This is a genomic window from Bacillus seohaeanensis, assembly GCF_042684945.1.
GTDB classification, from domain to species: Bacteria; Bacillota; Bacilli; order Bacillales; family Bacillaceae_B; genus Rossellomorea; species Rossellomorea seohaeanensis.
The window spans coordinates 97,079-121,284 of sequence record NZ_JBHUMF010000017.1 but is presented as its reverse complement, the minus strand read 5'-3'; the positions used below and the strand labels follow the sequence as shown (position 1 = coordinate 121,284).

Sequence of the window (24,206 nt, the reverse complement as noted above, 5' to 3'; positions counted from 1 at the left end):
ATCTGGAATAGTGAGTTTTTGCTGCTGATTACTAGATTAACGCTTTTTAGATTCCTCTGTCAACACTTGGAAGAACTCACCATTTGTTTTGGAGTGTTTTAATTTACGAAGGAATTTCTCAGCAAAATCATGTTGATCAGACATTGCTTTGCGAATAGCCCAAAGCTTATCAAGATGCTCTTTTGGAATAAGCAATTCTTCTTTTCTTGTGCCAGAACGACGAATATCGATAGCAGGGAAAATACGTCTTTCTGCAAGCGAGCGATCTAAATGAAGTTCCATATTACCAGTACCTTTGAATTCTTCATAGATAACATCATCCATACGCGATCCAGTATCTACAAGGGCTGTTGCCAATACGGTTAAGCTTCCTCCTTCTTCAATGTTACGTGCTGCACCAAAGAAACGCTTAGGACGGTGGAATGCAGCAGGGTCAATTCCTCCTGATAATGTTCGTCCACTTGGCGGTATAACTAGGTTATAAGCACGAGCAAGTCGAGTGATACTATCCATAAGAATAACAACATCACGTTTATGTTCTACTAAACGCATCGCTCTTTCCAAAACTAGCTCTGTAACTTTAATATGATTTTCCGGCACTTCATCAAAGGTAGAACTCACTACTTCTGCTTCAACAGAGCGTTCAATATCTGTTACTTCCTCTGGACGCTCATCGATAAGTAAGATAATCAGTTCTGCTTCTGGATGGTTCTTCGTAATGGAGTTAGCAATCTGTTTTAAAAGCATTGTTTTACCCGCTTTTGGAGGTGCAACGATTAAACCACGTTGACCAAAACCAACCGGAGAAATCAAGTCCATGATACGGGTAGAAATTTTATTAGGTTCTGTTTCCAACGTCATTTGACGGTCTGGATATAGCGGAGTTAAGGCTGGAAAATGAACGCGTTCTTTCGACGATTCCGGTTCCTCTCCATTAACCATTTCCACATGGAGCAATCCAAAGTAGCGTTCGTTTTCTTTTGGTGGTCGCACCTTACCAGATACTTTATCACCGTTACGAAGGTCAAAACGACGGATTTGTGACGCGGAAATATAGATATCTTCAGAACTTGGAGAGTAATTGATTGGCCTTAAAAAACCAAATCCTTCCGACTGGATAATTTCTAATACACCTTCCATAAAGAAATACCCTTCTTGCTCTGCACGCGATTTTAAAATCGCAAAAATTAATTCTTTTTTTGTTAATTTACTATAATAAGAAACCTTGTATTCTCTTGCTAATTCATAAAGCTCTTTCAGCTTCATATTTTCTAGGGCGGAAATTGTTAATTCTTCCATTATGACACCACACTTCATTGATTTGTTCTACCATATTTATTTGGCTTTCTTCTTAATAAGGATTTATATGGCAGGGGGTTACACGAAAAGCGAAAGCGGCTTGATCAGCTCGCGAAGAAAATAGGGATTTCTCCCAGAAGGCGCTTTTTGCCTTTAGGGAGAAAGCATCTTTTTCACAGCGAGCTAGACGCTGTAGCTAGACAAAAAGGATAAAAGTAATGGACAATTCTTATAAAGACACTTGTCCACAAACAACTAGCTTATAATTCAAGAGAAATATATAGAAGCATTAAAATATAGAAAATAATGTTGAAGAAAGAAAAACCTTATCTATTTTAACCACATTTTTATAAAAGAATCAATCATTGAACATAAAAAAAGAGGTAAGTTTGAATATTGACCGTAGATTGTCAAATTAGAAGAATAAAGAGATAGAAATAATTGGGGCGGAAAACAACGTAGGGTACGCCTCCGCCTATTACTATCTTCTATCTTTGGAGATTGTATCTCCCTTTGTGTTTTTGTTTTTATTTAAGGCTCGTTTCTCACAAATTGTTGTTTTTCCTTATGAATTTTGCCCGTCAATTTCCACTACGGGCACTAGCCTCCTGGAGAAGTAGAAGCGGCTTGTCCAGCCCGCTGTAGCTAAACAAAAGAAAAGCGAAAGCAGCTCGCGGAAAAAATAGGGATTTCTCCCCAAAGGTGCTTTTTGCCTTTGGGGAGAAAGCATCTTTTTCACAGCGAACTGACTGCTGTAACTAGACATCGGCTTCGCCTTCGGGGTCTCCCACTCCACTTAGTAGGTCCAACTTAGGTTTCTACTAAAAAGCAAAACTCTTTACAAAAACAACCTTATTTAATAACAAGGTTCGGTTTCTTTTGAAGGCTATGTCTGCCGTCAATGAATCTTACCGTACCTGATTTCGCTCTCATTACAACGGAATGCGTTAAACCATAGCTACCTTTTAGCTGTACGCCTCTTAACAGTTCACCATCTGTTACACCCGTTGCAGCAAAAATGGCATCATCACCACACACTAAATCTTCCATAAGAAATACTTTTTCTACGTCTAACCCCATTCCTAAACAACGCTGATATTCTGCATCATTTTGCGGTAATAGCTTTCCTTGAATCTCGCCGCCAAGACATTTCAATGCAACAGCGGCAAGTACTCCTTCAGGTGCTCCACCTGAACCAAAAAGAATATCTACTCCTGTATGGTCAAAAGCAGTGTTAATCGCTCCAGCAACATCACCATCATTAATCAGCTTGATTCTTGCTCCCGCTTCACGCAATTGCTGAATGATATGCTCATGTCTTTCTCTATTTAGTACAGTTGCAACAACATCTTCTATATCTTTGTTTTTGGCTTTTGCTACAGCTTTTAAATTATCTATAACAGATGCATTAATATCTATTTTTCCTACCGCTTCCGGCCCGACAGCAATTTTATCCATATACATATCAGGTGCATGAAGCAAGTTTCCATGATCGGCTATAGCTAAAACAGCTAGGGCATTCCAACCGCCCGAAGCAACGATATTCGTTCCTTCTAGCGGATCTACCGCTACGTCTACACGAGGTCCGTAGCCTGTACCAAGCTTTTCACCAATATAAAGCATTGGGGCTTCATCCATTTCCCCTTCCCCGATGACAACGGTTCCTTTCATCGGGACTGTATCAAACACGTCACGCATAGCAGAGGTTGCTGCATCGTCTGCTTCATCTTTTTTCCCTCTTCCCATCCAACGTGCAGATGCAAGAGCAGCACCTTCTGTTACACGAATAAGTTCCATCGATAAGCTTCTTTCCATTTAGTTTCTGCCTCCCTAAAGTCCTTTGTCCTTTTAAAACACATAAATGGTATAACACAATTATTTATATATTGTAACACATTGGATAAGGATAAGGGATAATTTTTCGGAAAAGACAGCTAAAAATGGGCATAATGATCATTTTATTATCTTATGAATTTTTCATCTGTTCCATTTCTTCTACAGACATTTTTTCGCGCCAAATTGTTGCGCCTAGACCTTCGAGCTTTTCCACTAAGCCACTGTAGCCTCTATCGATATGCTCTAATCCTGTAACTTCTGTAACTCCTTCAGCCATTAATCCTGCAATTACAAGGGCAGCACCAGCACGTAAATCACTCGCCTTTACTTTCGCTCCTTGAAGCTGCACAGGTCCGTTTACAATAGCAGAACGTCCCTCCACCTTAATATTTGCATTCATTCGTCTCAGCTCATCAATATGCTTGAAACGCGCTGAATAAATTGTATCTGTTACAATAGCGGAACCCTTTGCACGAGTTAGCAAAGAAGTGAATGGTTGTTGAAGATCCGTTGGGAATCCTGGATAAACGAGCGTTTTAATATCGACTGCATTTAAATCTTTTGCTTCTCCAATAAAAACCTGCTCTTCATTTGCTTCAATCGGTACACCCATTTCTCGCAACTTAGCGATAAGCGATTCCATATGCAACGGAATAACGTTATCTATTAGTACACCTTTTCCAACAGCTGCCCCTAAAATCATAAACGTTCCCGCTTCAATACGATCAGGGATAATAGTATGACGGCAGCCGTGAAGCTCGTCCACTCCTTCAATTCGAATGACGTCTGTGCCAGCACCTTTGATCTTCGCACCCATATTACTTAATAAAGTAGCAACATCAATAATTTCTGGTTCCTTTGCAGCATTTTCAATTATTGTTTTACCTTTTGCTCTAACAGCCGCAAGCATAATATTAATTGTCGCTCCTACGCTCACTACGTCAAGGTAGATGCGCGCACCGCGAAGTTCATCGGCACGAAGGTAAATCGCTCCTTGTTCATTTGTCACTTCTGCTCCCAATGCTTCGAAACCTTTTATGTGCTGGTCAATCGGACGAGGACCAAGATGGCAGCCGCCTGGTAAACCAATAGCAGCCTTTTTAAATCGGCCAAGCATTGCTCCCATTAAATAATAGGAAGCACGTAATCTTTTTACTTTTCCATTTGGGAGAGGCATTGAGATCATTTTACTAGGGTCTACTTCCATTTTCCCCTCATCAAAACGAACGGTTCCACCTATTTCTTCGAGTAAATCTTTTAACGTTTCTACATCTGAAATATTTGGCAATCCTTCAATTGTTACGGGAGAGTCGGCAAGAATGGTTGCCGGAATCAAGGCTACAGCACTATTTTTTGCTCCGCTGACTTTAATGTTTCCTTTTAGTGGATAGCCTCCTGCAATTTTAAGCTTTTCCATTTTAGACTCCTTCCACTTTTCACTGATGATTTTTAGTGTGTTTGTGCAGATTTCGTTCGAAGCTAGCTTAAAAGGGTTATTTTTCCAAATGAAGACGATCTACGAAGTATTGTCTACTAGTTTAGACATATTTCTGCAAAACATGTATAGTATAGTCAATTTTTTTATAATTTAGAGCTTTTGCATTGCTAATAATCTAGCATCAACAATAAGTAAAGGAATTTATTTAAGCAGGGGAGGCTCTCCCCCGCTAATAATTTAATGGTAAATAGGATTATGATTCACGACTGTTCCAGTCATTTAAAAATGCTTCAATTCCTTTATCTGTAAGCGGATGTTTAAAGAGTTGTTTTAATACTTTCATAGGTACCGTTGCGATATGCGCACCTCTTAATGCAGCTTCTGTAATATGCTGTGGATGGCGAGTAGATGCTGCAATAATCTCCGTTTCTAGTCCATGAATAGCAAAGATTTCTGCAATTTTAGAAATAAGTTCGAGTCCATCGTGCCCAATATCATCAAGTCTTCCTAGAAAAGGAGAAACATATGTTGCACCAGCACGGGCAGCAAGTAATGCTTGGTTGGCACTAAATACTAGTGTCACATTTGTTTTGATGCCTTCCTTGGCAAAAGTAGAAACTGCTGTAAGCCCATCCGGTGTCATCGGTACTTTAATTGTAATATTAGGCGCAATTTGAGCTAGCACTCTTCCTTCTTTAATCATTCCCTCTGCATCTGTTGCGATAACTTCTGCACTTACAGAACCAGGTACAAGTTCCGTGATTTCCTTTAAACGTTCTTCAAACGAGACATTTCCTTCTTTGGCAACAAGAGAAGGGTTAGTCGTTACTCCAGAAATTACTCCCCAGTTATACGCTTCTTTAATTTCGTCCATGTTTGCTGTATCTATAAAAAATTTCATAAAAACCTCTCCCATCATTCGACAAAATTTTCAAACAGATTAAATACACGGAAGGGACTGACCCATAAGGTAATATTCACCTTTCTTAGTGCCAGTCCCAACCATTCAAATTTTATTTGAGATACCTTGCTTATCGTTACGCTTTGTTTGAAGAACCAAATTCGCGCATTTTACCGATAACTGTTTCTTTAATTGCTTCACGAGCAGGTCCCATGTATTTACGTGGATCATATACTTCAGAATCTGCTGCAAGTACTTCGCGTACTCTTTTCGCAGAAGCAATTTGGTTTTCTGTATTAACGTTAATTTTTGCTGTTCCATAAGAAACTGCTTTTTGGATGTCTTTTGTTGGAATTCCAGTTCCACCGTGAAGAACTAATGGTAACCCAGTGGCTGCACCAATTTCTTCCATTTCTTTGAATCCTAGGTTTGGTTCACCTTTGTAAGGACCATGAACAGAACCAAGTGCAGGAGCAAGTGTATCAATACCAGTACGCTCTACAAGCTCTTGGCATTCTTTAGGGTCTGCATAGATTACACCATCAGCTACTACATCATCTTCTTGTCCACCAACTGTTCCAAGTTCTGCTTCCACAGAAACACCTTTTGCATGAGCATACTCTACTACTTTAGATGTAATTTCAATATTTTTTTCAAAAGGATCGTGAGAAGCATCAATCATTACTGAAGTGAAACCAGCATCGATTGCTTCTTTACATTTGTCGAAACTAGAACCATGGTCTAAGTGAATTGCTACTGGTACAGTAATATTTAAATCTTCCATAAGACCTTCTACCATTTTTACTACTGTTTTGAAGCCACTCATGTAACGAGCTGCACCTTCAGAAACACCAAGAATAACAGGAGATTTTTCCTCTTCTGCTGCTTGAAGAATCGCTTGAGTGAACTCAAGGTTGTTTAGGTTGAATTGTCCTACTGCATAACTATTTTCTTTTGCTTTGATTAGCATGTCTTTCATAGAAACTAAAGGCATGATTTTTCCTCCTTTTTGTAGCTAAGCAACCTCTTTAAAGTAACTAGCAACAGTATCTCTCTCTATGTACTTGTTATCCGAAGAAAGTTGCCTACGCTTTTACTATCAGTCAGTGAACCATTTACATGAAATGGTGGGTTTTATACTATCACCCTTAGACATTGTTTTTATTTCCATCTGTATCATACCAAAACAGAAATTAATTTACAAAACTGACAGCGTTGCCAATCAAAAAGTACTACTTTTTTTTATATTCAAAAAATACCAATTTTCTGGTTGTCCAGCTTCTGCGGCTAGCTCTCTGTGAAAAAGATGATTACCCTCTAAAGGCAAACAGCGCCTTTTGAGGCTAATCCCTTTTTTCTTCACGAGCTGTTCAAGCCGCTTCCGCTTTTCTATATGTATTGTTTAACAGCTTGACGAATATCATCAATGTCAAATGGTTTAGCAAAATGAGTTAGTGCTCCTAAATCTTTTGCTTCTTGAATCATATCCAATTCTCCATAAGCCGTCATAATGATAACACGTATGTCTAAATCCTTTTCCTTCATTCTTTTTAAAATTTCAATTCCGTCCATCCCAGGAATCTTCATATCTAGCAAAACTAAGTCTGGGGAATGCTTGTCAACTATTTCAAGTGCCTGGATACCATTCGCTGCTTGAAACGTTTGATAGCCTTCTTTTTGTAATACTTCATTTAATAATATACGGATACCAAACTGATCATCTACTATTAGTATTTTTTCCTCCATGTTACCACCACTTCCCCTGTATTTTTATGAAAGATATATAATAATTTCAGGCAGTAGAAGATCCCCTCATCCCCCTTGCTTATACTTCTCTATTTCTCTAAAACTTAAGGTAGGATAATTACTGACCGGTAATGCGGGACAAAAGTACGAGAAAAAGATTCCAAATTTATACTTCTATATTTTGCTAAGAAATCCCTTCTTTTTCTACATATTTTGCTCTAATACTTTTTCCCTTTTATAATAATGGGTGATGAGAGAAATGTCGAAACTATTTTTTTGCTTTTCAAGGAGGTTAATTATGTTAAAAATGTTCACCACTCAAATTTCAGGACTTTTCAATAGAATATACGAAAAACAAGAGTTTGAAATCGAGGATGGAGCACGGCTGTTAGCTCAAGCAGCAGTAGGCGAAGGTACTATCTATCTGAAAGGCTTTGAAGAAATGGATGCTATTACACTAGAAGCCATTTACGGAGCAGAACCGCTTGTTTATGCTAAAAGTCTTGAAGACGTCGCAACAATCACAGAAGCAGATCGCGTTCTCATTGTTTCCCGACTTTCAAACGACAAAGAAGCAGTCCAATTAGCCAAACAACTTCAAAATAAAGGAATTCCCTTCGTTGCTATCTCCGGTCTAGTAAAAGGCGAAGAAAGCCTTGCCGAGCTATCAGATATCCACCTTGACACGAAACTCGTAAAAGGGATGCTCCCAGGTGAAGAGCTTGGAGAAAGAACCGGATTTCCGTCTAGCATGGCGGGGCTATACCTTTACTTTTTACTGAAGTTCACATTGGATGAAATGTTAGTAGAATATAACGACTAAAAAGAAACACCCATACAAAGCAGACCTCTATAAAACGCAGACGGGGTCTGTCTTCTTTTCTATTTAAAAAGCAGATGACTTACTTTCCACCGCAAAACGAATTTCTTTGTAGATGGGGACTGACACCGCGATGTAACTAGCAGTTACTAGATTGAAACGGGGTCTGTCTTCTTTTGGACAAAGTGTTTGCCAATTACCCTGCGGGGTCAGTCCCCTGCGTACCTAGCCACTTTATTGGAGGAGTGTGTAGGTCATCCCTTTTTGTAACAGGATGGGGGACAGACCCCTTTGCCTCCTAGAAGGGGGTGGGACACCATTCTATTTTCATGCAGATGAAGACCAAAAAGAAACACCCATACAAAGCAGATCTTCATCAAATGCAGACGGGGTCTGTCCCCTTTTCTATTTAAAAAGTAGATGACTTACTTTCCACTGCAAAACGGATTTTTTTGTAGATGGGGACTGACACCGCAAGTAGCTTGCAATCCCCAGGTTTAAAACGCAATGAGGGATATCTCTAACTTTCTGACTAAGCATCAGCCAATTACCCTGCGGGGTCAGTCCCCTACGTACCTAGCCACTTTGTTGGAGGAGTGTGTATGTCATCCCTTTTTCCAACAGGATGGGGGACAGACCCCGTTGTGCACAAAACGAGTGTCCATGAAGTACAAAAAAACACCCGCAGCGGGTGTTTTTTGTACTATTTATTTTCCCCATACGCTAATGATGCTTCAATAAAGCCTCTGAATAGCGGTTGTGGGCGTGTTGGGCGTGATATGAATTCTGGATGGAATTGAGGTGCTACGAACCATGGGTGGTCGCTAAGTTCAATAATTTCTACCAGACGACCATCAGGACTAGTTCCTGAGAAAATGAATCCTGCCTCTTCCATTTGTTCACGGTACTGATTGTTAAACTCATAACGATGACGGTGACGCTCATAAACAACTTCCTCAGCATATGCATCATACGCTTTTGTTCCTGGAGTTAGCTTACAAGGATACAATCCTAGACGAAGAGTTCCACCTAAATCTTCTATATCCTTTTGCTCAGGCAGTAAATCAATTACCGGATAAGGAGTTTCTGGGAACAATTCTGCAGAATGAGCACCTTCTAAACCAAGTACATTACGAGCATATTCCACAGAAGCAAGCTGCATGCCTAGACAAATACCTAGGAAAGGAATTTTATTTTCACGTGCATATTGTGTTGCAAGGATCTTTCCTTCTACCCCTCTGTCACCAAAGCCTCCTGGTACGAGAATACCATCAGCATCATTTAGTACTTCGTTGACATTTTCAGCGTTAATATGCTCTGAGTTCAACCATTTAACTTCTATATCACTATCAAAATGATAGCCGGCATGTCGTAGTGCTTCAACAACAGAAATATACGCATCTTGAAGCTCTACATATTTTCCGACAAGCGCAATCTTTGTTGTACGGGAAAGATTGCGAACTTTGTTTAATAACTCATTCCACTCTGTCATCTCTGCCTCTTGACAGTCTAATTTTAAATGTTTACATGTAATTTCATCTAATTTTTGATCCTGCAGAGCAATAGGAACAGCATATAATGTATCTGCATCTATTGATTCAATAACTGCATTTTCATCAATATCACAAAATAAGGCAATTTTATCCTTCATATCTCGTGTCATCGGCATTTCTGTACGAACAACAATGACGTTTGGCTGAATACCAAGGCTACGAAGTTCTTTTACACTATGTTGTGTAGGTTTTGTTTTCATCTCGCCAGCTGCTTTAAGATAAGGAACAAGCGTAGAATGGATATACATAACATTTTCGCGGCCAACATCACTCTTTATTTGACGAATTGCTTCTAGGAATGGAAGTGATTCAATATCCCCAACCGTTCCGCCAATTTCTGTGATGACTATATCAGCATTTGTCTCACGTCCCGCACGGAAAACGCGCTCTTTAATTTCATTTGTAATATGCGGAATGACTTGTACAGTTCCGCCTAGATAGTCTCCACGACGCTCTTTTTTTAGAACAGTAGAGTAAATTTTACCTGTTGAGAGACTACTGTATTTCGTTAAGTTGATATCAACGAATCGCTCATAGTGACCTAAATCTAAGTCTGTCTCAGCGCCGTCATCTGTAACGAATACCTCTCCATGTTGATAGGGACTCATTGTACCTGGGTCAACGTTGATGTATGGATCAAACTTTTGAATAGTTACTTTTAATCCACGGTTTTTCAATAATCTCCCTAAAGATGCTGCAATAATTCCTTTTCCTAGTGATGAAACAACTCCACCTGTTACAAAAATATATTTTGTCATTTTTAAAAGTCCCCCTTTTGAGATAGTAGTTCTAAAAAAAGTAGAGGGTGTCTAATTCATTCCAAGCACACGATTTTATCTTGTTCAAAGAAGGCACAGACCATACTATAAACAAGATAAAGTAGAAGTTACCCGGGATTATTAAAGACAGCCTCTTATTAATAAGTATAAGTAGTTGATGTAAGGGGATAGAAAACATAAAAAACGCCCCACTTACCGAAGTAAGGGGAGCGTTATATACATAAATAAATTTCTTTTAAAGAGCCCAAATAAAATACTACCTTCCTTAAAACAAGAAGTCAAGAAAAGATTTATTGGGTTAGATTTCCACATATACCTACTTGTAATGATTGTTATTTTTCATCCTCATCATCGAGGTCTTCGTCTTCATCATCCAGTTCATCATCAAGATCGAGATCTTCCTCATCGTCGTCAAAATCATCATCTAGATCTTCCTCGTCATCATCTGAAAGATCTTCTTCCTCTACATCATCTAGATCATCATAATCTAGTTCTTCGTCATCTAAATCTTCAAATTCGTCTAGCTCTAAGTCTTCTTCCTTAGCAGCTTTTTTCGTCTTTGTCTTTTTCTTTTTCGTTTTCATCGTCGGAACGGTTTCTTCTTCAATTTGGTCAACTGGATACCATTCTCTCAATCCCCAGCGGTTATCTCCTAAAGTAATAAAACGACCATCAATATTTAAATCTGTATAAAATTGAACCATACGTCCGCGAGCTTCACTTTCGGAAACATCAAGCAATTTTGTAATTTCATCTAGTAATTCTTGGAAAGATAATACTGACTTTTTTTCCGCTAATAGATCGTGAGCAACTTCAATAAAAGACATTTGATGAAGCTCTTCTTTTGAAAACTGTTTAAGACTCAAAATACGCACTTCCTTTCTCTATTTCACACTCTAGTAACTAGAGTAAAAAGGGCAAAACTTCTCCATTATCAATATTAAAACATAATATTCATTATAAACAAATATGGCTTCTTTATGCTAGATTTATCTCTATTTTCTTTTATTTTTTTTCCTTTTTTCTCTAGGGAGTTTTTCCTCCACTGAAACTCCCATTCTCGTCTATCCCATTTTTATATTCACGAAATGACTCGTAAAAGAGATAAAGTGACAGAAGTAAAAAAGGGATTGCTCCTAGTTGTTTCTGATATAAAAAGAAAGCAATATAAATAATGACAATAAAAAATGCATAGCGTAAAATTGTCTTCACAGTTTCACATCCCGTGCTTTTTGTCCTATTTCTTGTCTGGTTCAGCGTCTAGTCCTTCGAGGTCATAAGCCAATCGTCTCAAAAGACAAAAAGCACCTTTCCGGAATGCTCGGCTTATGCTTGTCTGGGCTGAATGACCCGCTTACACCTTTCTAATCACTATTATAAAGGAAAGACAACCTTTATAATATTAAGTTCATGTTAAACTGTATTATGTATTTGTTAATATATCAACTATGTGTTTAAATGCGGTTCCTATTCACTTAGTAAGGATTGACAGCTTTTTTCTTTTTAAAACCTGTTTACGCAGTCATCCTTTCCAATTATATCCTAACAGATAGGTCTTTTAACATCAAAAATATGAATAATTTTGTGATTTGAAGGGATGTTTAGAAGGGTTGTGGACTCATCTACACACTCTTTTCCTTGCGGAATGGTATGAATACTCTCCCTATAAGGTGCAGACGAGGTCTGTTCCCTTTTTTATTTAAGGCTGTTTTCGTAAAGTTTGTTGTTTCTGGGCAAGGGAGCGGATTCCCTTACAATCATGCATCAACACTAAGTTAAACAGCGCCTTTTATACTCAAATAAATAGCAACAATGTTTACGGAAGCATCCTTATTTCAAAAATTTACATTCTCCGCATTACCGACTTCCTTGTTAACTCGGACTGATACTACGATGGAATTGGCAATTACTAGGTGAAAGTACAACAAGGATTGACAGTTTAACTAAGTCAATCCTTGTTCCGGTGTTATTTCCTTACATATTACGTCGGTATTGTCCCCCTACTTCATAAAGGGCGTTTGTAATTTGTCCAAGACTAGCTACTTTCACCGTCTCCATTAATTCTTCAAAAATATTTCCACCATTGATTGCCGTTTCTTTTAACTTTTGAATAGCAGTATCTATTTTATCTTCGTTATCCTTTTGGAAGCCTCTTAGGTTATTAATTTGTGTTTCTTTTTCTTCTTTTGTCGCTCTCGCTAGTTCCATATTATTCATATCATCTTCTGATGGTGGGTTTGGATTTAAATAGGTGTTCACCCCAATGATTGGAAGTTCACCAGAATGCTTTTTCATTTCGTAATACATCGACTCTTCCTGAATCTTTCCACGTTGGTACTGTGTTTCCATTGCACCTAATACACCACCGCGGTCATTAATACGATCAAATTCTGCAAGCACTGCTTCTTCGACTAAATCAGTTAATTCATCAATAATAAACGATCCTTGTAATGGGTTTTCGTTTTTTGCCAATCCATGTTCTTTTGTAATAATCATTTGAATTGCCATTGCTCTTCGAACAGATTCTTCTGTTGGTGTTGTAATCGCTTCGTCATAAGCATTTGTGTGAAGGGAATTACAGTTATCTTGAAGTGCCATCAATGCTTGAAGCGTTGTGCGAATATCATTAAAGTCAATCTCTTGAGCATGAAGGGAACGACCAGATGTTTGGATATGATATTTTAACTTCTGGCTTCGCTCGTTCGCACCATATTTATCTCTCATAACAGTAGACCAAATTCTTCTTGCCACACGACCAATTACGGTGTATTCCGGATCTAGTCCGTTAGAGAAGAAGAAGGAAAGGTTCGGTGCAAATGCATCAATATCCATACCGCGGCTCAAATAATACTCTACATAGGTGAATCCATTCGCCAATGTAAATGCTAGCTGGGAAATTGGATTTGCCCCTGCTTCTGCAATATGATAACCCGAAATAGAAACAGAATAGTAGTTACGAACTTTATGGTCAATGAAATATTGTTGAATATCTCCCATTAACCTTAAAGCAAACTCCGTTGAGAAAATACATGTATTTTGTCCTTGGTCCTCTTTTAAAATATCGGCTTGAACAGTACCGCGGACAACTTGCATTGTTTTTTCTTTTACTTCGGTATATTCCTCGACAGTAAGAACTCTGCCTAGTTCTTCTTCTTTGATTTTCACTTGTTGATCAATTGCCGTGTTCATATACATAGCAAGAATAATTGGTGCCGGTCCGTTAATCGTCATTGAAACCGATGTAGAAGGGTGACAAAGGTCAAAGCCTGCGTACAGCTTCTTCATGTCTTCAAGTGTACAAATGCTTACACCGCTCTCTCCAACTTTTCCGTATATATCAGGGCGGTGATCTGGATCTTCCCCGTAAAGGGTAACGGAGTCAAATGCTGTACTTAAACGTTTCGCATCATCATCTTTTGACAAGTAGTGGAAACGACGATTCGTTCTTTCTGGTGTTCCTTCTCCAGCAAACTGACGCTTTGGATCTTCTCCTTTTCGTTTGAATGGAAAAACTCCTGCTGTGTAAGGGAACTCACCCGGCACATTTTCTCTATATACCCATTTTAAAATTTCACCGTAATCTTTGTATTTAGGTAGAGCCACTTTTGGTATGTCTAATCCAGATAAACTCTTTGTCTTTAAGTCTGTTACAATCTCTTTATCACGAATTTTTGTTACATATTGGTCTTTGCTATAAATTTCTTTTCGTTCTTCCCAGTTAGCAAGAATTTTCTTGGATTCCAGAGTTAGTTTCTCTTCCACTTCATCTTTTAATGTCTGAAGTGATGTTAATACAGTAGCGTTTGTTTCTTTTTCTTCTACTGCTTGGATTGCGCCTTCTAACTGAAACAATCTACGTGCAAGCTCCACTTGTTCCTCTGCTCTTTTATGGTAGTTGCGAACCGTTTCGGTAATTTCTCTTAAATAGTAGCGACGCTCATTTGGAATAATGACATTTTGTTTCTCTACATCCACGTCAGTAGAGAAGCTCGTTTTCCAAGAAAATTTCATTTTTTCGTTGATTACCTCCACTAATGCCGCAAATAATGCATTGGTACCGGGGTCATTAAATTGGCTGGCAATCGTTCCATACACCGGCATTTCACTTAAATCTTTATCAAATAAAAGATGGCTTCGTTGATACTGCTTCTGCACTTGACGTCTTGCATCTTCTGAACCTTTTCGTTCAAATTTGTTTATTACTATCAAATCAGCAAAATCAATCATATCAATTTTTTCAAGCTGGGAAGGTGCTCCAAATTCGCTTGTCATCACGTACATCGACAAATCACATATTTCTGCAATTTCCGCATCCCCCTGCCCAATTCCGCTCGTCTCGACTACAACTAAATCAAAACCGGCAGCTTTCACTACATTAATAGCATCTTTAATCGCTAAAGATAACTCTGATTTAGAGCCGCGTGTTGCCAAGCTTCGCATATAAACGCGCTGATTAAATATTGCATTCATACGGATACGATCTCCTAGTAAAGCTCCGCCCGTTTTCTGCTTTGTCGGGTCAATCGAGAGAATAGCAATCTTTTTATCCGGAAGTTCATTTAAAAATCGGCGAATTAGCTCATCCGTTAAGGAACTTTTTCCAGCTCCCCCGGTTCCTGTAATCCCTAGAACCGGCACTTTCTTTGTGATGCTTTTAATCTCAGAAAATACGGATTGTGCCGTTGCAGCAACTTCCTCTCCGGCACCAATTTGGTATTCGGCAAGTGAAATTAACTTGGAGATAGAGTTTACATCCCCGTTTGCAAGTTGACTAACCTGCTGTGTAATATTTGCGTCAACAGTAGGAAAATCACATTCTTCAATCATTCTATTAATCATGCCTTGCAGTCCATACTCTCTTCCGTCTTCTGGTGAAAAGATTCTCGCAACACCATAATCATGGAGTTCTTTTATTTCACGAGGAATAATAACCCCGCCACCACCGCCATAAACACGAATATGTGGAGCACCCTTTTCTTTTAATAAATCTACCATATATTTAAAATACTCTACGTGCCCGCCTTGGTAAGATGAAATCGCTATTCCTTGCACATCTTCATGAATGGCAGCATTGACAACCTCTTCAACAGAACGATTATGTCCTAAGTGAATGACTTCGGAGCCACTTGCTTGAATAATTCTTCGCATAATATTAATAGAAGCATCATGCCCATCAAATAAACTAGAAGCTGTAACAAAACGAACATGGTGCTTTGGTTTATAAATTTCAACCTTACTCATCTGTCTCCCCCTGTTCTCGCACTATTTTCAAACCCTCTAATTCCTTCTAAAAGCAACTCTGTTTGTAGTTTCGTATATTCCTTTATTGAATATTTTTTTTGCAATGCCCAACGACGAAATCCCCACATTTGTCCTTGGACAAAAATATTTTGTGCTAATAAATGGATTTGGCTTTCTTGAAACTGGTGCTCACGATTTTCAACATAGCGTTGTATCAGTTTTTCGAACATCGCCACCATCTCGAACTCTTTTTTCAATACATATGGCAATGCATCTTTCGATAATGATTTTGCCTCTTGATACATAACAAGAACCTCATCCTGCATTCTGTCCATTACTTGAAAATAGTGAGCAACTCCGAGTGTCAAGCTTTCTAGCGTACCCCTTTCCAAATCCATGTCCTCTAACTCGAGACGAACCTCATCGTAAATACTGTCACAGACGAGATAGAGAATGTCTTCCTTTGTTCGAATATATTCATAAAGTGTCCCAATACTAAACCCAGCGGCTTTGGCGATCTCTCTTGTTGTCGTCCGGTGAAACCCCTTTTGTTTAAATAAAGTGACTGCACCACGAATCATTTCATTTCGACGTTTCTCTACTAGCCGCTCATCCTTTACAGAAGCATGAACTTCTCGTTTTTCATCCAAAACAACCGACCGCCTTTATTTCTACTCAATTGCTGATAATACTGCAATTGATATCTTCTTCTCTAAATCCCTAGAAAAAATAGAGTTTAAATAATATTTCTCCCTACCTTTTTTCTCCCATCCGAAAAGCTTGCTGCCCTATCCCCCAATAAGACAGCACACTACGTCAACATCGGAATCTTTATTTTGTCACCATTCGCGAAATAACTAATCTTTGAATTTCCTGTGTACCCTCATAAATTTGCGTGATTTTTGCATCACGCATAAAGCGTTCAACAGGATAGTCCTTTGTATATCCATAACCACCGAAAACTTGAACTGCTTCCGTCGTAACTTTCATCGCTGTATCTCCAGCCATTAACTTAGACATAGCAGATTCTTTTCCATATGGAAGATCATTCGATTCAAGCCATGCAGCTTGATAGGTTAATAGGCGAGAAGCTTCCACAGCTGTTGCCATATCAGCAATTTTGAAAGCAATTCCTTGATTGGCAACAATCGGCTTACCGAACTGTTCGCGCTCTTTTGCATACTCAATTGATGCATCCAACGCACCTTGAGCAATGCCGACTGCTTGAGCGGCAATTCCATTACGACCGCCATCTAATGTCATCATCGCCACTTTGAAGCCGTCTCCTACATTTCCAAGTAAGTTTTCTTTCGGAACTTTACACTCTTCAAAAATAATTTCCGTTGTTGGAGAAGAACGGATTCCTAATTTCTTTTCTTTCTTCCCAACAGAGAATCCAGGAAAATCCTTCTCCACAATAAATGCACTAGTTCCACGTTTGCGGTCAGCTGGATCTGTTAAAGCAAACACGACATAAATATCCGCAATTCCACCATTTGTAATAAAGATTTTAGATCCATTTAAAACATAATGGTCGCCTTCTAAGCGAGCAGTCGTTTTCATTCCACCAGCATCAGACCCTGAGCCAGGTTCTGTTAAACCATAGGCACCAATTTTTTCCCCTTGTGCCATTGGTTTTAAATACTTTTGTTTTTGTTCTTCCGTACCAAACTTATAAACAGGCCAACCTGCTAAGGAAGTATGTGCAGATAATGTTACTCCTATCGATGCATCCACACGTGAAAGCTCCTCTACTGCGATACAATAAGCTAAATAATCACTGCCAATTCCACCGTACTCTTCTGGCCATGGAATCCCTGTTAATCCTAGTTCCGCCATCTTTTTGAAAATGTCCATATCAAAATGCTCTTCTTCATCTCTCGCAGCAGCAGTAGGCTCTACTTCATTTTTTGCAAAATCACGTACCATTTTTCTAATCATTTCATGCTCTTCTGATAATTGAAAATTCATTTTTATTCCTCCATCTTATAGTAATTTGGGATTGTTTTTTCGTTTATGGACCTTTTTTCAGATCATTTATCGGGACTATACATTATTTTGTCAGGTGCCTTCCAATGACGATTCGTTGAATTTCACTTGTCCCTTCATAAATTTCTGTCACTTTTGCATCTCTAAACAGTCTTTCCACTGGATATTCTTTTGTATATCCATAACCCCCGTATACTTGGATAGCTTCTGTTGTTACCTCAACAGCCGTTTTGGAAGCAAAAAGCTTTGCCATCGACGCTTCCTTCCCACAAGGAATACTAGCTGTTCTTAAATTAGCAGCCCGATAGACTAATAGTTTCGACGCTTCGACGCTCGTTGCCATGTCTGCTAATTTGAATCCAATTCCTTGTTGGGCTGCAATTGGTTTTCCAAATTGCTCCCGTTCTTTAGCATAATTTGTTGCATATTCAAAGGCCGCTTCAGCTATTCCTAATGCTTGTGCACCAATACCAATACGCCCAACCTCAAGATTAGCCATCGCAATGTTGTATCCTTCTCCTTCTTCACCTAGGAGATTTTCAGTTGGTATTTTCATATCTTCAAATGTGAGCTGCACTGTTCTCGAACCATTGAGCCCCATTTTATGTTCATCTTTTCCGATAACTAAGCCCGGAGTATCTTTTTCAACAATAAAGGCGGATATCCCTTGCCTACATTTAGATGGATCAGTCGAAGCAAAAACAATATACGTATCTGCTTCGCCTCCATTGGTAATGAACACTTTTGACCCATTTAATACATAATGATCCCCTTGTTTGACCGCTTTTGTTTTGATGCTTCTTGCATCAGAACCTGCACTTGGCTCCGTTAGACAAAATGCACCTAAATATTCTCCAGAAGCCAATTTCGGAATATATTTTTGCTTTTGCTCCTCTGTTCCGAAATAAAGAATTGGATTTGTTCCGACAGACGTATGAACAGAAAGAATAACTCCTACGGTTGCACTTACTTTTGATAGCTCATTAATCGCAATAATATAGGAAGTAAAATCCATTCCCGAGCCACCGTATTTCTCCGGCATCGTAATCCCCATCAACCCTAACTCTGCCATTTTCTTCAATATCTCGCGCGGGAATTGCCCTTCCTCCATTTTTTCTACGAATGGGGCAATTTCCGTTTGAGCAAAATCACGTACCATTTTTCTCATCATCTTTTGTTCTTCTGTGAATGTTAATTCCATGACTGTCTCCCCCTTGTTGCTAAAAACTTACGCTTCGTATGTGTAAAAACCTCTGCCCGTTTTCTTCCCTAACCAGCCTGCCTTCACGTATTTTCTAAGTAGTGGACAAGGACGATATTTATCGTCTCCAAATCCTTCATGGAGTGTTTCCATAATGTATAAGCAAGTGTCTAACCCAATAAAATCAGCAAGCGTCAGAGGTCCCATTGGATGGTTCATGCCGAGTTTCATCACTTCGTCTATCTCTTCTTTGCTTGATACCCCTTCATACAATGTATAGACCGCCTCATTAATCATCGGCATTAGGATGCGGTTTGCCACAAATCCTGGAAAATCTTCTACTTCTACTGGTACTTTATTAAGTGTCTTTGTCATATCCTCGATGGCCTTATATACTTCATCCGCTGTCGCTAAGCCACGAATGATTTCTACAAGTTTCATCACTGGAACAGGGTTCATAAAATGCATTCCAATTACTTTTTCCGGGCGCTTTGTTGCAGCGGCAATTTCTGTAATTGGAAGTGAAGAAGTGTTCGTTGCTAAAATCGTATGCTCTGGTGTAATTTCATCCAATTGGGTGAAGATTTTTGTTTTTATATCCATGTTTTCTACAGCAGCTTCAATGACGATATCAACGTTCTGTGCATCTTGAATGTTCGTTGTTGCTGTCAGTCTTCCTAGAACGTTTTGTTTTTCTTCATCAGTCATTCGTCCTTTAGTAACAGAACGAGTTAAATTTTTCGTAATACCAGCTAATCCCTTTTCTACCAATTCTTCTTTTAAATCATTTAGTAAAACATCATAACCAGCTTGAGCACAGACTTGGGCAATACCTGACCCCATCTGTCCTGCTCCAATGACCATTACTTTGTTTATTTGCATATGTATCTCCCCTTTGTTTTTTATTATCTTTTTAACATGGTATCTGCCAATTACTTTGCGGGGGCAGTCCCCGTTGTGCCTTGGGTGGAAGCGCGAGTCGTCCTGTTTCCATGCGGACGAGGACTAATAAGAAACACCCAAACAAAGCAGATCTTCGTAATATGCAGACGGTGTCTGTCCCCTTATCTGTTCTTTTCCCATATAGTGTTGTTTTTACTTATAAATTCAGCCCGTTGTTTTCCGTTAAAAAGCAACAAACTTTACGAAATTAGCTATTCAAAAAGGCAAATGATTTACTCCCTCCGCTAGGAGAATTCTTTGTACTTTGGGACTGACACCGCAACATACTTAACGTCTACTGACTACTTTGCCTCCTGAATGGGTGTGTAAGTGATCCTATTTAAAGGTTATTTCGGCACTTCAATCATCACCGCATCACCTTGGCCACCGCCACTACATATAGAAGCGATTCCGATTCCACCACCGCGGCGTTTTAATTCATAAGCAAGTGTTAAAATGATTCTTGCACCGCTTGCACCAATTGGATGTCCTAAGGCGACTGCTCCGCCATTGACGTTCACTTTTTCTAGGTCTAAACCAGCAATTTTACCACTTGTTAATGCTACTGCTGCAAATGCTTCGTTTATTTCAAATAAATCAATTTCTTCTAATGATTTACCTGTTTTCTTTAGAAGTTCATTAATTACAAGCCCGGGTGTCTGTGGAAAGTCCTTTGCCTCCATAGCAATTTCAGCATGACCGAGAATGTAAGCAAGTGGCTTTTTCCCTTCTTTGGTTGCTCTCTCTTCACTCATAAGCACCATTGCCGCTGCCCCGTCATTTACTCCTGGAGCGTTACCAGCTGTAATCGTTCCGTCTGATCCGAAAACAGGCTTTAATGCCGATAATCTTTCATAAGCTGTATCTTTACGTGGTGCTTCATCTCGATCCACTACTAGCGGATCCCCTTTACGCTGTGGAACCTCAACCGCTACGATTTCCTCTGCCAATGTTCCATCTTCCATTGCTTTTACTGCTTTTTCATGACTTCTAAGCGCAAAACGATCTTGCTCTTCTCTACTAAGTTCAAATTCTTTCGCCGTTTCATTTCCGTAAGTACCCATATGTACGCCTTTAAACGTACATGTTAGACCATCATGAACCATGAGATCTTTCACTTGTGAATCACCCATTCGGAGTCCCCAACGTGCTTTTGGTAGTAAATAAGGTGCATTTGACATCGATTCCATCCCACCCGCAACAATCACTTCTTCATCTCCAGCACGAATGATTTGATCACCAAGCGTTACACTTCTCATTCCAGAAGCACACACCTTATTAATTGTTTCCGTTTTGACTTCCCACGGTAAACCTGCATGACGGGCTGCTTGTCGGGATGGAATTTGCCCTTGCCCTCCTTGTAAAACCGTTCCTAAGATAACCTCTTCCACCTGTTCAGGTGTTACTTCCGCTCTTGAAAGTGCTTCTTTCACAACAATTCCGCCTAATTGAGAAGCAGTTAGACTGCTTAAGCCACCACCTAGTTTCCCGAAAGGTGTTCTTGCCCCATCTAAAATAACCGTTTTCCCCATCATGATCCCTCTCCTTTTTAAAAAACTGCGTCGTTCAAAGCTTCCTTTTGTATGCGTTTTCATTTGAGCTATTAGCTAAGATAAAACTCTTTCTTACTAATTAGTTGACTGAGCGTTCGCTCAATACCATTCCGAGAAAAAAGGGACAATATATGTCCCTGCTTATATTTATATTGTAAGGTAAATCCGCAAATAATGAAATTGATTTTTATAAAAATTTTAAATTTTATAATTAATCATTATTTTGCTATAACAAAAGGGAGTGAACTATCATAATTTGATTGTTGATTCATTCACTCCCTCACATTAATTTTCGTTTTACTTTTCGGTGTCAGCCCCTTGCTAATGTTGCCATTTTGTTCGACTAGTATGTTAGTCGTCCCTTTTGGCAATATAGTGTGGGGGACAGACCTCTTTGCCTTTTCTATGGGTCAACGCTTTATAAACCGCTCCCATTTTTCTATTATGACGCTTGCGATTGGTCTTGATTGTCTCCACACACTGATTTTTCTAGTAACTCAGCGACATCTAGTGTTGATACATTATCTTCCACTTCTTTCGCTTTAGTACCATCTGATAGCATTGTTAGGCAATAAGGACAGCCAGAGCTTATGACAGAAGGACTAACAGCCAATGCTTGTTCAGTACGTGCTACGTTTATACGGTGACCTGTATCCTCTTCCGTCCACATTAAGCCCCCACCTGCACCACAACACATACCTTTTTCACGATTACGTTCCATTTCGTTTAATTGAACGCCTGGAATTGCTTTCAAGATCTCACGTGGCGGATCGTACACTTCGTTATATCTTCCTAAATAGCAAGAATCATGGAATGTGATTGTTTCATTTACTGCATATTGCGGTTTCAACTTACCTTCTGCTACAAGCTGTGCTAAAAGCTCTGTATGGTGGTAAACTTCTGCCTCCAACCCGAAATCTGGATATTCATTTTTGAAAATATTATATGCATGTGGATCAATCGTGATAATTTTCTTCACATCATGCTTTTCAAACTCTGCGATATTTTGCGTCGCAAGTTCTTGGAATAAAAATTCATTTCCAAGACGACGTGGTGTGTCACCAGAGTTCTTTTCTTTATTACCAAGGATAGCGAATTTAACGCCGGCCTCGTTTAATAGTTTTGCAAATGATAAAGCAATTTTTTGGCTTCGATTATCGAAACTTCCCATTGATCCTACCCAGAATAGATAGTCGAACTCTTCGCCAGCTTTTTTCATTTCTTTTACAGTAGGAATATGAACATCCTCACGTGCATCGCGCCAGTTTTCACGTTCTTTACGGTTTAGTCCCCAAGGATTCCCTTGACGCTCGATGTTTTGCATTGCGCGCTGTGCATCTGGATCCATTTTTCCTTCTGTCAGTACTAAGTAACGACGAAGATCAATGATTTTGTCTACATGCTCGTTCATTACTGGACATTGATCTTCACAGTTACGGCATGTAGTACAAGCCCATATTTCTTCTTCTGTAATAACGTCACCAATTAAGCTTGGGCTGTATTGAGCTGTTGCAGCTGCTTCCTCTGCCCCGGAAGTAATACCTGCCATTGCAATTTGGTTGCCCTTTGTTTTATCAAAAGCAAATGTCGGCACCCAAGGCTTCTTGGATGTTACTGCAGCACCATGATTTGTTAAGTGATCGCGAAGTTTCACAATTAAATCCATTGGTGAAAGCATTTTACCTGTTCCTGTCGCAGGACACATGTTTGTACAACGACCACATTCCACACAAGCGTAAAAGTCAATCATTTGTAGTTGATCGAACTCTTCTATTTTTCCTACACCAAATGTTTCAGCAGACTCATCTTCGAAATCAATTGGTTTTAATTTTCCTGGATTATCAAGACGGTTGAAATAAACATTCGCAGGCCCCGCAATCAAGTGAGCATGTTTTGACTGAGGTACGTAAACAAGGAAGCCTAGTAGGAATAACAAATGTATCCACCATGCAACATAGAAAATAACGACGGATGCTGTTTCCCCAATAAAACTTAAGCCCCCGCCAATAAGTGAAGCAACCGGTTCTGTCCATGTAAGTTCTTCCCCATGCCAGATCAAGCTCATTCCATTACCGACAAGAACGGATAACATTAATCCACCAATAAAGATAAGAACTAGTCCGGATTTAAATCCTCTTTTCAGTCGAACAAGCTTCTCGACATAGCGACGATGAAATGCCCATAATACTGCAACTAAAATGACTAATGTTACAATCTCTTGGAAAAAGGTGAACCCTGGATAAAGCGGCCCAAGCGGCAAATGCCCCTCAGGAGCTAGCCCTTTCCATATAAAATCAATGGCTCCAAATTGAACGAGAAGAAACCCATAAAAGAACATGACATGAATAGAACCACTTTTCTTGTCTTTTAATAATTTCTTTTGTCCGAAAACATTGACCATAATTTTCTGCAGTCTTGCTTTTACATCATTATCAAACTCTACCTTTTTTCCAAGCTTGATATACTCCATCCTTGTCTTCACTACATACACGAATAAGCTTATCGCGTAAACGGTTACAAGAATGAACGCAATCCAGTTGATAATAAGTAACACATTCATTTGTTGACCCTCTCCCCTCTGTAGTTCATGAAAATTCCCCAATACCCTTTGTTAATAGTCGAAAACAGCTAAGGATTAAAAACATTCCTCTTCTGCTTTAAACATGTTTGTTTCTCTACACTATTTGGACTTTTAAAAACCAAAATAATTTTCTGAATGTTTCATATATATCTATTATATAGTGAATGAGCATTCAGTCAATGGGGTAAACCATATTTTTTGTTTTAAAACTATGTAATTTATTTAGAAAGCTATTATTTCTCCACCCTCGTGTAACACTAAGAAAAAATTCATTGATGAAAAGTTGATATAAAAATGGGACATACTAAGAAAAGTGGAAGCGGCTTG

17 protein-coding genes are annotated in these 24,206 nt (G+C 39.1%); 1 reads left to right on the top strand and 16 read right to left on the bottom strand.

Annotation, left to right across the window (positions count from 1 at the left end; translation table 11 throughout):
- Window positions 1-36 precede the first annotated feature (36 nt).
- The 6 genes from rho to ACFSUL_RS08505 all read right to left on the bottom strand — a co-directional run bounded on the left by rho (window position 37) and on the right by ACFSUL_RS08505 (window position 7,220).
- Window positions 37-1,299 (bottom strand): transcription termination factor Rho, encoded by a 1,263-nt coding sequence (gene rho, locus ACFSUL_RS08530; RefSeq protein ID WP_377934514.1) that lies wholly within the window; start codon window positions 1,297-1,299, stop codon window positions 37-39.
- 852 nt (window positions 1,300-2,151) lie between these two features.
- Window positions 2,152-3,114, bottom strand: coding sequence for a class II fructose-bisphosphatase (gene glpX, locus ACFSUL_RS08525; RefSeq protein WP_377934512.1), 963 nt, complete (start codon window positions 3,112-3,114; stop codon window positions 2,152-2,154).
- Between the two features lie 151 nt (window positions 3,115-3,265).
- Window positions 3,266-4,552: a UDP-N-acetylglucosamine 1-carboxyvinyltransferase gene (locus ACFSUL_RS08520; protein WP_377934510.1), complete on the bottom strand. Its 1,287-nt coding sequence runs from the start codon at window positions 4,550-4,552 to the stop codon at window positions 3,266-3,268.
- A 274-nt stretch (window positions 4,553-4,826) separates the two neighbouring features.
- Window positions 4,827-5,474 carry a fructose-6-phosphate aldolase gene (gene fsa / locus ACFSUL_RS08515; protein WP_377934508.1) on the bottom strand — a complete coding sequence of 216 codons (648 nt, stop codon included), beginning with the start codon at window positions 5,472-5,474 and terminating at the stop codon, window positions 4,827-4,829.
- Between the two features lie 136 nt (window positions 5,475-5,610).
- Window positions 5,611-6,468: a class IIb fructose-bisphosphate aldolase FdaB gene (fdaB, locus tag ACFSUL_RS08510; protein WP_071410498.1), complete on the bottom strand. Its 858-nt coding sequence runs from the start codon at window positions 6,466-6,468 to the stop codon at window positions 5,611-5,613.
- Between the two features lie 395 nt (window positions 6,469-6,863).
- Window positions 6,864-7,220: a response regulator gene (locus tag ACFSUL_RS08505; protein ID WP_071410497.1), complete on the bottom strand. Its 357-nt coding sequence runs from the start codon at window positions 7,218-7,220 to the stop codon at window positions 6,864-6,866.
- Window positions 7,221-7,518: 298 nt separating this feature from the next.
- On the opposite strand from ACFSUL_RS08505, the gene ACFSUL_RS08500 reads away from it, so the two are divergent.
- Window positions 7,519-8,043 carry a DUF2529 domain-containing protein gene (locus tag ACFSUL_RS08500; protein ID WP_377934505.1) on the top strand — a complete coding sequence of 175 codons (525 nt, stop codon included), beginning with the start codon at window positions 7,519-7,521 and terminating at the stop codon, window positions 8,041-8,043.
- 700 nt (window positions 8,044-8,743) lie between these two features.
- Here the strand turns inward: ACFSUL_RS08500 and ACFSUL_RS08495 are convergent.
- The 10 genes from ACFSUL_RS08495 to ACFSUL_RS08450 form a co-directional block, all read right to left on the bottom strand.
- Window positions 8,744-10,351 carry a CTP synthase gene (locus tag ACFSUL_RS08495; RefSeq protein WP_377934503.1) on the bottom strand — a complete coding sequence of 536 codons (1,608 nt, stop codon included), beginning with the start codon at window positions 10,349-10,351 and terminating at the stop codon, window positions 8,744-8,746.
- Window positions 10,352-10,704: 353 nt separating this feature from the next.
- A complete protein-coding gene (gene rpoE / locus ACFSUL_RS08490) occupies window positions 10,705-11,247 on the bottom strand; it encodes a DNA-directed RNA polymerase subunit delta (protein WP_377934501.1) in 543 nt (180 codons plus the stop codon).
- Between the two features lie 151 nt (window positions 11,248-11,398).
- A complete protein-coding gene (locus ACFSUL_RS08485; RefSeq protein ID WP_377934499.1) occupies window positions 11,399-11,584 on the bottom strand; it encodes a hypothetical protein in 186 nt (61 codons plus the stop codon).
- Window positions 11,585-12,346: 762 nt separating this feature from the next.
- Window positions 12,347-15,613, bottom strand: a complete 3,267-nt coding sequence (gene icmF / locus ACFSUL_RS08480) for a fused isobutyryl-CoA mutase/GTPase IcmF (RefSeq protein WP_377934497.1) — start codon at window positions 15,611-15,613, stop codon at window positions 12,347-12,349.
- Window positions 15,610-16,263, bottom strand: coding sequence for a TetR/AcrR family transcriptional regulator (locus ACFSUL_RS08475; RefSeq protein ID WP_377934495.1), 654 nt, complete (start codon window positions 16,261-16,263; stop codon window positions 15,610-15,612). The genes icmF and ACFSUL_RS08475 overlap by 4 nt, the downstream gene beginning before the upstream one ends.
- A 181-nt stretch (window positions 16,264-16,444) precedes the next feature.
- On the bottom strand, window positions 16,445-17,584 hold the full coding sequence (locus ACFSUL_RS08470) for an acyl-CoA dehydrogenase (RefSeq protein WP_377934493.1): 1,140 nt from the start codon (window positions 17,582-17,584) through the stop codon (window positions 16,445-16,447).
- Between the two features lie 82 nt (window positions 17,585-17,666).
- Complete coding sequence (locus ACFSUL_RS08465; RefSeq protein ID WP_377934491.1) at window positions 17,667-18,803, bottom strand: acyl-CoA dehydrogenase; 1,137 nt, start codon at window positions 18,801-18,803, stop codon at window positions 17,667-17,669.
- A 27-nt stretch (window positions 18,804-18,830) separates the two neighbouring features.
- Window positions 18,831-19,685, bottom strand: a complete 855-nt coding sequence (locus ACFSUL_RS08460) for a 3-hydroxybutyryl-CoA dehydrogenase (RefSeq protein WP_377934489.1) — start codon at window positions 19,683-19,685, stop codon at window positions 18,831-18,833.
- Between the two features lie 407 nt (window positions 19,686-20,092).
- Entirely contained in the window at window positions 20,093-21,277 is a 1,185-nt protein-coding gene (locus ACFSUL_RS08455) for an acetyl-CoA C-acetyltransferase (protein WP_377934552.1), read from the bottom strand.
- 463 nt (window positions 21,278-21,740) lie between these two features.
- Window positions 21,741-23,858, bottom strand: coding sequence for a 4Fe-4S dicluster domain-containing protein (locus tag ACFSUL_RS08450; RefSeq protein ID WP_377934487.1), 2,118 nt, complete (start codon window positions 23,856-23,858; stop codon window positions 21,741-21,743).
- Window positions 23,859-24,206: the final 348 nt, after the last annotated feature.

Excerpts from the sequence above, each read along its gene's own strand:
- rho (WP_377934514.1), bottom strand. The coding sequence starts at position 1,299 with ATGGAAGAATTAACAATTTCCGCCCTAGAAAATATGAAGCTGAAAGAG.
- glpX (WP_377934512.1), bottom strand. The coding sequence starts at position 3,114 with ATGGAAAGAAGCTTATCGATGGAACTTATTCGTGTAACAGAAGGTGCT.
- ACFSUL_RS08520 (WP_377934510.1), bottom strand. The coding sequence starts at position 4,552 with ATGGAAAAGCTTAAAATTGCAGGAGGCTATCCACTAAAAGGAAACATT.
- fsa (WP_377934508.1), bottom strand. The coding sequence starts at position 5,474 with ATGAAATTTTTTATAGATACAGCAAACATGGACGAAATTAAAGAAGCG.
- fdaB (WP_071410498.1), bottom strand. The coding sequence starts at position 6,468 with ATGCCTTTAGTTTCTATGAAAGACATGCTAATCAAAGCAAAAGAAAAT.
- ACFSUL_RS08505 (WP_071410497.1), bottom strand. The coding sequence starts at position 7,220 with ATGGAGGAAAAAATACTAATAGTAGATGATCAGTTTGGTATCCGTATA.
- ACFSUL_RS08500 (WP_377934505.1), top strand. The coding sequence starts at position 7,519 with ATGTTAAAAATGTTCACCACTCAAATTTCAGGACTTTTCAATAGAATA.
- ACFSUL_RS08495 (WP_377934503.1), bottom strand. The coding sequence starts at position 10,351 with ATGACAAAATATATTTTTGTAACAGGTGGAGTTGTTTCATCACTAGGA.
- icmF (WP_377934497.1), bottom strand. The coding sequence starts at position 15,613 with ATGAGTAAGGTTGAAATTTATAAACCAAAGCACCATGTTCGTTTTGTT.
- ACFSUL_RS08470 (WP_377934493.1), bottom strand. The coding sequence starts at position 17,584 with ATGAATTTTCAATTATCAGAAGAGCATGAAATGATTAGAAAAATGGTA.
- ACFSUL_RS08465 (WP_377934491.1), bottom strand. The coding sequence starts at position 18,803 with ATGGAATTAACATTCACAGAAGAACAAAAGATGATGAGAAAAATGGTA.
- ACFSUL_RS08460 (WP_377934489.1), bottom strand. The coding sequence starts at position 19,685 with ATGCAAATAAACAAAGTAATGGTCATTGGAGCAGGACAGATGGGGTCA.
- ACFSUL_RS08455 (WP_377934552.1), bottom strand. The coding sequence starts at position 21,277 with ATGGGGAAAACGGTTATTTTAGATGGGGCAAGAACACCTTTCGGGAAA.
- ACFSUL_RS08450 (WP_377934487.1), bottom strand. The coding sequence starts at position 23,858 with ATGAATGTGTTACTTATTATCAACTGGATTGCGTTCATTCTTGTAACC.